Origin of the sequence: Neokomagataea anthophila, from assembly GCF_018122595.1 — a bacterium.
Lineage (GTDB): Bacteria > Pseudomonadota > Alphaproteobacteria > Acetobacterales > Acetobacteraceae > Gluconobacter > Gluconobacter anthophilus.
In genome coordinates, this window is the sequence record NZ_JAGRQH010000001.1 from 538,804 (window position 1) to 550,301 (window position 11,498).

Consider the following 11,498-nt stretch of genomic DNA (forward strand, 5'->3'; position numbering starts at 1 on the left):
ACCTCATCCCTCAGGAAAAAACATGCGCACATAAAAAACTAAAAGGAACACAAAGTTGAAAAAAACGAAGTTTTGTTTTTTATTTTCCACTTATTTATGTTCATTATTATATTCAAACATCACTATTGCAAAAGAAAAAATTAATGAAAGCAATGTAAATACATCAGAAATTATTGTTCTCGGAAAAAGAACTAATGGGTATAAGATTAATAAAATTACAACTGCGACACGCACCGGCACAAGTATAATATCTATACCTCAATCTATTCAAATAGTTACCCGAAAGGTCATTGATGACCAACAAGCAATTGATCTAACAAGCGCACTGCGCAACGTCAGTGGCGTATTGCCTGGAACTGATGCCGGAAATAGATCCGAAAGCTTTACCATTAGAGGTTTTCGATCTTCTTACTACGCTATAGATAGCATAATGCTGAGTCCTGCTATTCAAACAAATGATAGCTATAGGGATTTAGCAAATATCGAGCGTATAGAAGTTCTCAAAGGGCCAGCCTCAGTTTTATATGGGCGCGGCGACCCTGGCGGATTGATCAATATCGTTACCAAACAACCCAAGTATACAGCCTCCAATAATATCTCTTTACAAGGCGGAAGCTTTGGCTTTGTGCGCGGTCAAGGTGACGTAACGGGCGCCGTTAATCGTTCTCATACGCTCGCTTTCCGGCTTATTGGTGCTGCAGAACGAACTAATACATTTCGTGATGTTTTCATTCCGTACCAGCGCCAATTTATCGCCGGGTCACTCTTATGGCAGCCAACATCTCGCACAACAGCTTTAGCGAGCCTGACCTTCACCCATCAAAAAAACCAAACCGATCGCGGTCTCATTGCTACGCCGTCAGCCAACGGTAAGGGATTGGTTGTTGATCTACCGCGTAGCCGCTTCTTGGGAGAAAAATGGGCCGCAACAGATTCTCAAAGACTAGAGTTTAATTACCGCATAGAGCATCAACTCTTAGATTGGCTAAAAATCCGTCAAATCGGCCATTATGATATGGGTGCGATTAATATTTTGGGCGTCAATTATGGATCAAATATCAAAGTTGCCCCCAAAACCCTGACGCGAACCATTGCACGGTCATCCGTACGTCAGGATGAAAACAACCATAATGCTGATTTTCAACTTGATGCCGTTGCCAATGCTAAAACCTTTGGCCTGTCCCACACACTTGTTTTAGGGGGGGAATGGCTTAACAGCTATCGCTTCCGAACCTTCGACCGAGGTTCTTTAGCAAGCATTGATATTGATAACCCTGTATACGGTGCCCTACCCACCAAATGGATTACAGCAGCAGATCGTACGGTCCGGGCGCGCTCACTTTCAACGTATATGCAAGACCAAATCGATATTGGAAAACATATCAATCTGCTTGGGGGTGTACGCTTTGACCATGCACGAGAATCAGATTACGGCACGACCGGTTATGCATCCAATGACAAAAAATGGTCACCGCGTGCTGGCATTGTTTGGAAACCTGTCGATCCTGTTGCTTTCTTCTTTGATTACACACGATCTTTCCAGTCACAACCCGCTCCAACCCTCTCAGGTCAACCCATTCCACCTGAAACAGGGCAACAATTCGAAGCGGGTTTGAAAGCTGAAGCACTACAAAAGCGCCTCTTTATCAATCTCGCATTGTACCATCTCGTCAGAGCGCATGTGGCTCAACAAGACCCAACCAATGTTGGCTTCAATATTGACGCTGGAAAACAGAGATCCCGCGGTGTCGAACTGGATATCAATGGTGCCATAACGTCTGACCTTCAGGTCATAGCAACTGCCGCATATACTGATACTACGATTTTAGACTCTAGTACTTATAAAGTTGGAAACTCCCTTATTGGAGTTCCTAAATGGGCAGGCAGCGTCTGGATGACCTATGAACCAAAGAGCGGGTTTTTCAAAAATACTGGAATCGGAGGTGGTGTTTTTGCTGCCAGTAACCGTCAAGGAGATCTTGATAATAGCTTCCGTATAGGTGGATATCATCGTTTTGATGCAAGTATATGGAAAAAAATTGGCAAAAACCTTAAAATGTCCCTCAATATTAAAAATATCTCCAACGAATATTACATTGAATCATCCGTATCCTCTTCTCAAATTACACCAGGTACGGGACGAACCTTCCTCGGTGGCGTGAGCGCAGATTTCTAATGAAAAAACATCTTTTCTCCCTCCTATCCACCCTTGCGTGCACGTCTTTAGTGCACGCCGCCACCACAGAAAATGAGCCACCCATCCCTCCTTTGGTGGCACATTATCTCGACCCTCAGGGGCATCTCATCATTGGGGGAGGGCCAGAAAGTGAGGATATTGCTCATGAATTTAATCTCTCCTCACGCATAGTAGGCCCCGCAGGCAGCATCCCTCTCCTGACACATGGTATCATTGCAGCTGCAATTCTTCCTCGTGTCCTCACAGATGGAGAGCGCGCCGCTATGAAGCGCTACACGGGCGGCGATCCACTTATCTTGCCTATTCTACAAGGACTTTACATCTGCGTACGCCGCAACTCTTCTAATGCCATTGACGAAAGACTCTTTCCTTTATTAAGAGCGCTTTTTTCAGAAAACGATCACACCAAAACAAAGAACATATTTCTATATTTAAAAAATATATCCAATAATGAATTGGATAGTATTAACAAAAATATAAAAAATGAGAAATATGAATTAACACCCACTGAAAATGACACAAAAATCAACACAATAAATATTATTGGAAGCGATACTATTGATAAATTACTTCCAGAATTAGAGTATGGCTATAAAGCCCACAACCCAACACTAAACTTCTCTAATGACCTTCGTGGATCTTCACTGGCAATTCCCGCATTAATTGCTGGCACCAGTGCCATTGCTCCCATGGGCCGTGAAGCTTGGCAAGAAGACCTTAACGCTTTTCAGCAAGCAAAAGGATATGCGCCAACCCGTATTCGTATTGCATATGCAAGCTTTGGTCCTCGCCCAGATGGCAAAACACCACCAGCTGTTTATATCAACCAGAAGAACCCAATAAAAGGAGCAGCTTGGTCACAAATACAGCGTATATTCTCCGCATCATCCCCTCAACCCGAAGCCCCACAGTGGTCATCCCTTGGCTTAACGCAAGAAGACTGGGCACATGCTCCCATCCATATTTACGGAATGAACCCAGACAGCAGTTTTGCTCTCGCTATGCAGCAATCTAAATTAAAGGGGCTACCTTTCAGTTCTTTTTACCGAGCCATGCCAACTGGAAAAGCCGTTTTAGACGCTGTCGCGCGTGATCCGCTCGGCATTGGGTACAGCACATGGATGGATGCTGGAAAAGCACCGCCAATGGTCAAGTTACTCCCCCTCTCATATAACGTCACAGGACCCTTTGTTCTTCCAGACGGAGTGAGCGATCGTTCTAAATGGCCAATCTCATATTTTTTTAATATCTATATTGATTGTGCACCCGGAAAACATATTCCTCAGCCAATTAAGAAATTTCTTCTCTACTTAACATCTGAAGAAGGTCAAAAAATCATCCTTAAACATCGATACGAAGAAAACGGATATCTTCCACTTCAAAAACAAGAACTACTTAAAGAGCGTAACAAAATAAATAGTTTATAAAAAATATCCCTGCGGAATAAAACTCCGCAGGGACTAAAAACACATCATGTCATCATTCAATGACACGCATATTTTAATAGATTAGTGTGCCCAGCCTTCTGGAACCTTACCACCATTCTTCGCCAGTTCAGCATAGACCTGCTTGATGAGCCAAACGTTCATCGTAGCCGTATCATCTGTGCTGCCAGAATAATGCAGTTCACCCGCCAATTGCTTGCGCGCGTCCAAAGAACTGTCTAGGCCCAGAAGCTTCAACAGATCAACAATTGACGTCTGATAGTTCAGTTGTTGACCAGCCTTTGCAGCCAAATCAGCCAGCACAGCATTCACATCGACAGCGGCAGGTGCTGCTGCTGGCGCGTCAGATGCTGGTGCTGCCGCAGGTGCTGCATCTGCTGGAGCAGATGGCGTTGCTGCGTCGGCCTGACCGAAAATCTTGGACATGATTGAGCTAAAAAGACCCATGGGTCACACTCCTAAACTGTAACAACGAGGCGCAAAAAGCGCGTCCGTACTCGAAACGCGCTTTTATCGTAAGTGTTCCGATTAGTAGCGATATTCTTCATGCTTGAACGGACCACTCACCGGCACGCCGATATAATCAGCCTGCTTCTGAGACATCTTGGAAAGCTCAGCGCCAACCTTAGCCAAGTGCAGAGCTGCAACTTTCTCGTCCAGTGCCTTTGGCAGCGTGTAAACTTTACGCTCATATTGGCCCGGCTTTGCGTTCCACAGCTCAATTTGAGCCAGCGTTTGGTTCGTAAAGGATGCAGACATCACGAAAGATGGGTGGCCCGTTGCGTTACCAAGGTTCACCAAACGGCCTTCGGACAGAAGGATGATACGGCGGCCTTCAGCCAGTTCGATCTCATCCACTTGCGGCTTGATGTTGTTCCAACGATAGTTGCGCAGCGCTTCGACCTGAATTTCGCTGTCAAAGTGACCGATGTTACAAACGATCGCACGGTCACGCATAGCGCGCATATGCTCAATTGTGATCAGATCCACGTTGCCTGTGCAGGTCACGAAAATATCGCCGCGTGGTGCAGCATTTTCCATCGTGACAACTTCATAGCCTTCCATAGCGGCTTGAAGTGCGCAGATCGGGTCAACTTCTGTAACCAGAACACGGCAACCCGCATTACGCAGAGACGCAGCAGAGCCCTTACCCACGTCACCATAACCAGCAACAACAGCAACCTTACCGGCCATCATCACGTCCGTACCACGGCGAATGGCGTCAACAAGGCTCTCACGGCAGCCGTACAAGTTGTCGAACTTAGACTTCGTAACGCTATCATTCACGTTAATGGCTGGAACCTTCAACGTACCCTTACGCGCCATTTCCCACAGACGATGCACGCCCGTTGTGGTTTCTTCGGACAGGCCGCGAACGTCTTCCAGAAGGTCTGCATACTTATCATGCATCAGAACCGTCAGGTCGCCGCCATCGTCCAGAATCATGTTCGGCGTCCAGCCATCTGGGCCACGCACGGTCTGCTCAATGCACCACCAGAATTCTTCTTCGGACAGGCCCTTCCATGCAAACACAGGAATATTCGCCGCTGCAATCGCTGCTGCCGCATGATCCTGCGTGGAGAAGATGTTGCAAGAAGACCAGCGAACCGTCGCACCCAGAGCCACCAGCGTTTCAATCAAAACAGCCGTTTGAATGGTCATATGCAGGCAGCCTGCAATGCGCGCGCCCTTCAAAGGCTGGCTATCACCATACTCTTCACGGAGCGCCATCAGGCCCGGCATTTCGCCTTCGGCGATGGAAATTTCCTTACGGCCCCAATCTGCGAGGGTAATATCGCGAACTTTATAGTCCTGAACGGTCATGAGTAATGCCCTTACTGCGGGAGAATAACGGGGAAAGGTATAGAGATTACCCCGCCATTCGCAAAGGGCTGCTTCTCAAACTGAATGCCAACGCACCTCACAAAATGATGGATGCAGGGCAGAGCATGCATAAAACCATTTTACAGTTTTTGTATGAACTGACAGAACCAAGCTACCAAACGTTCTTTATGATCGTTATTTTGTTTCCATAGCGCTCTATGCAGCGCTCACTCCTTGGATCAATGGGAGGATGCCGTGTCTGAAAAGCCAGCTTACAACTTTCCCTTCACGGTGATTGATCCTGCACACCAAGATCAAGGTGCACCTGCCTTTGCCAATGGTCTGGTATGGGCCATCCATGCTGTTCCCGGACAAGGTGTCTCCACACTCACCTCCGATATGGTGGAATCCCTCCTTAAAGAAGACCGTAAACCATCCTCTGAAGGGTGGTACTGGCTCCATTTTGATACAGTACATAGTTCAGCCCGATCGCTCATCGCACATCTCCCTATTTTGCCCGAAGATGCCTGCACCACATTGGCCGAAACAGAATATGGCATCACACTTGATGCCTATGAGGACATCGTCTGGGGGGCTTTCCCTGCATTTGACGATGCTTTGTCCGAAGAAGACCGTGAGATTTGTGCGTGGCGCTTTGCCTCCAGTCCAGATCTGCTCATTACCACACGCCGCAACCCCATCCCGGTTCTCGGTGCGGCCTATCGTTCCTTGAAAGCTGACCAAATCCCACGCAGCCCAACGGGTATGATTGACCGTGCCCTGCGGGACTTTACCAGCACAGTACGCCGTCAACTCGGCCGCTTGGATGATGAACTGGACCGTGCTGAAGATGTTCTCCTAACGATTGAACACCGCTCTGACCTAGGGCACATGGGTGGTATTGTTGGTAAAGTACGACGCCGCGCAACCGAATTGCGCCGCGTTGTCACGCCGATTGACCGCGTCTTAAGAGATGAGGATTTAGACCTGCCAGAATGGGCCGAAGATACGCTGCGTGACCGGGCTGAGCGACAAGTACACGCGGCCTTGGATGATCTTATTGCGCTACAAGACCGGGCCCGGTCTTTGCAAGATGAGCTCGGCTCCAGCCAAGCCGAAGAAACAAACAGACGTCTTTATATCGTCTCTGTTGGCACGACATTGATGCTACCCGCTACTTTCGTCACGGGTTTCTTCGGCATGAACACTGGCGGGATGTTTCTTGCGCAAGGTGCTTGGGGAACCGTTGAGGCTGGCGCGGTCTGCTTCTCGGCAATGGCCGTAACATTCTTATTCCTCAAAGCCATTCGGCTTATGTAAAATAGTTTCCCTGTAAATAACTTGCTTTTGCGTTCAACTTACAGTACAAGAACGCAGCCTTGAATATTAGGCAAAAATTTTAAAGAAACCCTTGGCATTAGCTCAACACTCCCGGTGTTGGGCTTTTTTTATTTTGACCAAGGAAAACCTTCTCTACAGTCCTTATACAGTGGACTCTCTTTGGAGCGCTCAATAGTGAAAAAACTAATGGCCACGGCAGCATGGTGCCTAACCCCTATCAGCGCCCTAGCGGCTAGCACGCCTGCAGCTCAAGATAATAGCGGCAATTATCAAGCTGTTAGTGTCGTCTCACCTATTAACAGCAATAATCAAGTTTCTGTTCCAACCTATAAAGGTGATGACAATCAATGGCACCGCGCACAAGCTGTGCTTGTCGCTTGTGGACTTGATAGTAATAATCACCCTGTTTCTTGCGATAATAACGCGAATATCAACCAACCGAATGGTGTTGCCGGGCTTAATGCATCCGGTGAGGTCACTGCCCCATCCGACACATCAACCACTACCCTGTCTCAAGGTGGAAATTTAGGTGTATTCCCGATCACCAAAAGCTACGCAGGCACTGAGCAATCGAGCCCTATTCTCTCTGCCTTACGTAAAACAGACGATAATGGCACCACATGGGATGCACCTGGAGATCTGCAAGGGCAAGGCTTTGAATGGGACCACACATGGATGCTTGGCGGCCATCGTGCGGATGATAAAGGCCATCACTTTGTCTTCGGCCAGCCTGTCAGCGGTGGTCTAGGTGGTGTCGTAGACGGTGTTTTTATGAACGCCAAATCAGCCGCCCAAGGCACCGGTGTTTCAGCCGGGACATGGAACGGCATGGTCAATGGCAATATGAACTTTGATGCGGCCACCCGAGCAACAGAAACAGGTTCTACGCCTCCAAAGTTTGTTGCATCCTCGGCGATTCAAGACCCAGACGGGGTCACACACGCCATTACATTCACCGCAACAGGCGCTACCTTTTCCCCTGCTTTACCCGCTTATTGGGCTAAAATGCTTGTACCCGGCATGAATATCGCCACCAATGAAATTGGTGTCGCTAAAATACCAGAAAACCGGTGGAATGAGCCTTGGAATACAAACGATCAATTCCGCCATACATTTAATGTTTATATGGGTACTATTTCAAGTTGGAACACATTATCAGATGGCACAGTTGATAGTATTTCACTTGATACTGGTTGGTATGTCCCACAACAAAATGTCTTTGGTTACGGTGCCACTCCGGGAAAAATTCCAGGGCGCGACACCCTTGATGGAAGTACGCCACAATTAGATACTTTTTTTACCAACTATAGCAAACCAGTCATTGAATTCGGGGTCTTTACAAAAGCATTCCCTGATTACCTGCTTTGTGTGCTCAATAATAACCCTCGCGGAGATATTGCTGACCCAAATGGTAGCCAAGGCTCCCTCGTTCATGAATGTGATAACGAGTATGACCTCTGGAACCATGACCCTGTTGATTATCGTTCTTCCATCCATGGTTTGACGATGGTTTTTGATAATGCCGGTGGCGGTAAGTTGACACGTGATAGCCTTGGTATCGGCATCGCTGGCGGTGATGCTCTGCCTTATGGTATTCGTGTGTGGAACCTGCTGCCAAACTCCATCGCCTATCAAGCTATGGGTATGGGCAATATTACTCAGCATAATATTTATCAGCCAGAAGTCGTCGGACAAAGCGCAGGATCAGAATACACTGCACAAAATTGGCAGTTTTCAAGCGGTAGTAAAGCAGGGGTAGATACATCCACGCTACGCCTGACACAGTACCGTGATACAGATATCAGCAATGGCTTTACTGGGGATACACATACCACCAACAGCCTACATCTCAGCTACAAAGCCGATGGTGTCCAAGACCCACAATCTGAACAAAATGCACAATCTTTTGGGCAAATTGTCTGGAACCCCCAAAACTACCTTAACGGTGTAGCACTAGCAGCAGGTGGTTCATTCCAAGCACCTCAGGTCGGACTTGTGGCTATGCCATCAGGCCCTGCTATGGCACCGAATGGTTTTTCAACACCTTACATGCTGACAGATAGTGTTGGAGCTAAAACAGCTAATGGGAATATCAGCCTTACGAGCCCTGTAGCCGTGAAATCATCCATTACTATGGATGACACCAATGGGCAGCCTGTTGGCGCTATGCAATGGAATGACCAGTTCAAGGTCTTCTACAATACTATGAGCACAGAATTCACGAATTTCGTGAATATTGATGCGGCATCTCAAGGGCTGAAGGTCTCTAACAATACAACAACCGGCTCACTGACGGTCCAAAGTGAAGCGCAAATGAACGGCATGATTCATGCGAATGGAGCACTCTCAGCACCTTATATTCTAGCCAATGGTGTTGGTGCTCAATCTGGGAACGCCGTAACCGTCACTTCAGCCCTGCAAGTACGCGGTGGCACCACATCTGACCAGTCTTATGGTTTGCATGATTTGCCAAGCACAGGCGTTTCGGACGGAGCCCATGCGTGGTGTGCAGATTGCAAACTCAACGGCATAGCAGGCGTGGAAGCCTACTGGCATGCTTATGCCAATAAATGGACCGATGCGATGAACAACGCTTTGTCCAACTAAGGTTGTAAAATGACCCTCTCCAGATACAGCGAATGTCTCTGGGGAGGCCCTCCTTTAAGGACTCTGCGTATTTAAAAAATGGGTTTCAAACATATCCCATTTTTCGAAACGTAATCGCCTAATTGCTTGTGAAAAGTCTGCCTCTCCTTGGGGAGGGGCTGTCAGATATAAGGCTGCAAGGCGTTCACACGGCGCTCGCGCAGATAGCTCTTCTAAGATCGTCAATGCATGACGCGCTACGGCAGGAGCTGGATCAAGCCATGTAATAGCTTGTGGTGCATATGACGCCAGTTCAGGCAGTAAAAATGTATAATGGGTACAGCCTAGACCGATCGTATCAATCTGCGTTCCGCCCGGTTGAGCAAAAAGGGCGGAAAGCTCTGCCTGTAATGCATCTACATTCAAGGTTTTTCCAAGAAATGCCTGTTCTGCCAAATCTGCGAGCTGACGAGCTCCATGCACGATCAACCGACAATCTGCTGCAAAATCTGCATGCAACTGCTGCACATAGGGCCGACGAGCCGTTGCTGATGTTGAAAACAAACCAATCGTACGCGTTTTAGACACTCGCCCTGCCCAACGAATAGGCGGTACGCACCCAATAATGGGTACAGGCAAAGCGGCACGAACAGCCGGAAGCGCAAGGGTACTCGCGGTGTTACACGCGATCACAACGATATCTGGCTTCAACTGCTGGTAAGCAGCGTGGATCAAACGAACGATACGCTCAATCAAAAGATCATCTGGTTGCTCCCCGTAAGGGTAGAGCGCTGTGTCAGCTAGATAATCAATAACCAATTCTGGTTTTAGGCTCTGAAGGGCCTGAACGACACCCATTCCCCCAATCCCCGAATCGAAGACAAGGCAACTCTGGTGCATCAGGCCCATCCGAATTAGCCTTCTGCTTTAGCAGCCGCAGCCTTTAGGGCCGCTGCTTCTTCTGCACTGCTAACGCCACCATGACGTGCAGACCACGCACATGGGTCTTCAAGGAAGCGGCGTACTTCTGCACTGTCTTTTTCCGAGAAGTAATTCCCATCTGCACAGGCTTCCAGCACATCCCACCATGTGCACAGAGCGTGCAGGGAAATATCCATATCGGCCAGTGTCTTATGCGCACCAGGGAAGACACCGTAGAAGAAGACCACAAACGTATGGTCAACAATCGCACCAGCTTCACGCAGAGCATTAGCGAAGCGTACTTTTGATGCGCCGTCTGTTGTCAGGTCTTCCACCAGAAGGGTGCGCATATTTTCTGGCACATCACCTTCGATCTGCGCATTACGGCCAAAACCCTTGGGCTTCTTACGGACATACGCCATAGGCGTCATCAGGCGATCTGCAATCCATGCCGCAAATGGGATACCGGCTGTTTCACCACCCACCACAGCATCAAGGCTTTCAAAGCCGATGTGGCGGCCGATTTTTTCGACTGCAAGATCCATGATCTTCGCACGGGCGCGTGGGAAGAAGATAATCTTACGACAGTCGATATAAACGGGTGATTTCCAGCCAGATGTCAGGGTGTAGGGCTCTTCTGGGCGAAAATTGACGGCTTTGATCTCAAGGAGAATCTTCGCTGTGGTCAGAGCCGCATCGCGGTCCCATGCCGTACGTCCTGCGATTGCGCTTTCTGCTAATTGGGTCACTCTTTATTCTCCCACTTTCCTTGGCCGTGCCTAAATCTCTGCCTGTTGGTTTAATGACCTCGCCCGTCAAAGGGTAGGGCAATTTTATCACCTCAGGCGATAACAACACATTTAGATACGACATAGCCCTTGCATGAGGCGAGCGGTAGTCATAGAGGAAGAGGTCCGAACTCTTCTAAAGTTTTGCAGGAGCAGCCGTGAGCTTCGAGACCCACCGGATCGGCCGCAAATGTGAGCGTGCCGTAGTGACCGCTTATCAAGAACTGCGTGGCGTTGGACAGCCTGACATGCAGGCTTTTGCCGCCTGCACGACGCTGTACCGTATCCACCACCCGGAATCCTCAGTTACCGAGGCTCGCCGTCTTGTTGCTGAATGGATCGACCATCATGTGATCCGACAGGCACAAGGCCAAACAAATGGCTGTAACTGCTGAA

General features: G+C 48.4%; 9 protein-coding genes. 5 read left to right on the top strand and 4 right to left on the bottom strand.

The genetic code is table 11. The annotated features are described in order from the left end of the window. Positions 1 to 55: 55 nt before the first annotated feature. Both KB213_RS02405 and KB213_RS02410 read left to right on the top strand, forming a co-directional pair. Positions 56 to 2,176 carry a TonB-dependent siderophore receptor gene (locus KB213_RS02405; RefSeq protein ID WP_211680457.1) on the top strand — a complete coding sequence of 707 codons (2,121 nt, stop codon included), beginning with the start codon at positions 56 to 58 and terminating at the stop codon, positions 2,174 to 2,176. After that, positions 2,176 to 3,624, top strand: coding sequence for a PstS family phosphate ABC transporter substrate-binding protein (locus KB213_RS02410; protein ID WP_211680458.1), 1,449 nt, complete (start codon positions 2,176 to 2,178; stop codon positions 3,622 to 3,624). The genes KB213_RS02405 and KB213_RS02410 overlap by 1 nt, the downstream gene beginning before the upstream one ends. Positions 3,625 to 3,705: 81 nt before the next feature. On the opposite strand, the gene KB213_RS02415 is transcribed toward KB213_RS02410, so the two are convergent. Continuing rightward, positions 3,706 to 4,089, bottom strand: coding sequence for a DUF3597 domain-containing protein (locus tag KB213_RS02415; RefSeq protein ID WP_211680459.1), 384 nt, complete (start codon positions 4,087 to 4,089; stop codon positions 3,706 to 3,708). A gap of 81 nt (positions 4,090 to 4,170) precedes the next feature. After that, a complete protein-coding gene (gene ahcY, locus KB213_RS02420) occupies positions 4,171 to 5,466 on the bottom strand; it encodes an adenosylhomocysteinase (RefSeq protein ID WP_068171405.1) in 1,296 nt (431 codons plus the stop codon). Positions 5,467 to 5,721: 255 nt separating this feature from the next. Here ahcY and KB213_RS02425 point away from each other — a divergent pair, with 255 nt between their 5' ends. Continuing rightward, positions 5,722 to 6,786: a transporter gene (locus KB213_RS02425; protein WP_211680460.1), complete on the top strand. Its 1,065-nt coding sequence runs from the start codon at positions 5,722 to 5,724 to the stop codon at positions 6,784 to 6,786. Positions 6,787 to 6,981: 195 nt separating this feature from the next. Then, positions 6,982 to 9,414 (top strand): hypothetical protein, encoded by a 2,433-nt coding sequence (locus KB213_RS02430; RefSeq protein ID WP_211680461.1) that lies wholly within the window; start codon positions 6,982 to 6,984, stop codon positions 9,412 to 9,414. Positions 9,415 to 9,468: 54 nt separating this feature from the next. On the opposite strand, the gene murI is transcribed toward KB213_RS02430, so the two are convergent. Together murI and KB213_RS02440 are read right to left on the bottom strand one after the other, a co-directional pair. Further along, on the bottom strand, positions 9,469 to 10,302 hold the full coding sequence (gene murI, locus KB213_RS02435) for a glutamate racemase (RefSeq protein WP_211680462.1): 834 nt from the start codon (positions 10,300 to 10,302) through the stop codon (positions 9,469 to 9,471). A gap of 5 nt (positions 10,303 to 10,307) precedes the next feature. Then, positions 10,308 to 11,063: an orotate phosphoribosyltransferase gene (locus KB213_RS02440; RefSeq protein WP_068173692.1), complete on the bottom strand. Its 756-nt coding sequence runs from the start codon at positions 11,061 to 11,063 to the stop codon at positions 10,308 to 10,310. A gap of 197 nt (positions 11,064 to 11,260) precedes the next feature. Between KB213_RS02440 and KB213_RS02445 the strand changes: the two genes are divergently transcribed. After that, positions 11,261 to 11,497, top strand: a complete 237-nt coding sequence (locus KB213_RS02445; RefSeq protein WP_211680463.1) for a hypothetical protein — start codon at positions 11,261 to 11,263, stop codon at positions 11,495 to 11,497. Position 11,498 lies beyond the last annotated feature (1 nt).

Coding starts and splice junctions, on each gene's coding strand:
- KB213_RS02410 (WP_211680458.1), top strand. CDS start 2,176: ATGAAAAAACATCTTTTCTCCCTCCTATCCACCCTTGCGTGCACGTCT.
- murI (WP_211680462.1), bottom strand. CDS start 10,302: ATGGGCCTGATGCACCAGAGTTGCCTTGTCTTCGATTCGGGGATTGGG.
- KB213_RS02415 (WP_211680459.1), bottom strand. CDS start 4,089: ATGGGTCTTTTTAGCTCAATCATGTCCAAGATTTTCGGTCAGGCCGAC.
- ahcY (WP_068171405.1), bottom strand. CDS start 5,466: ATGACCGTTCAGGACTATAAAGTTCGCGATATTACCCTCGCAGATTGG.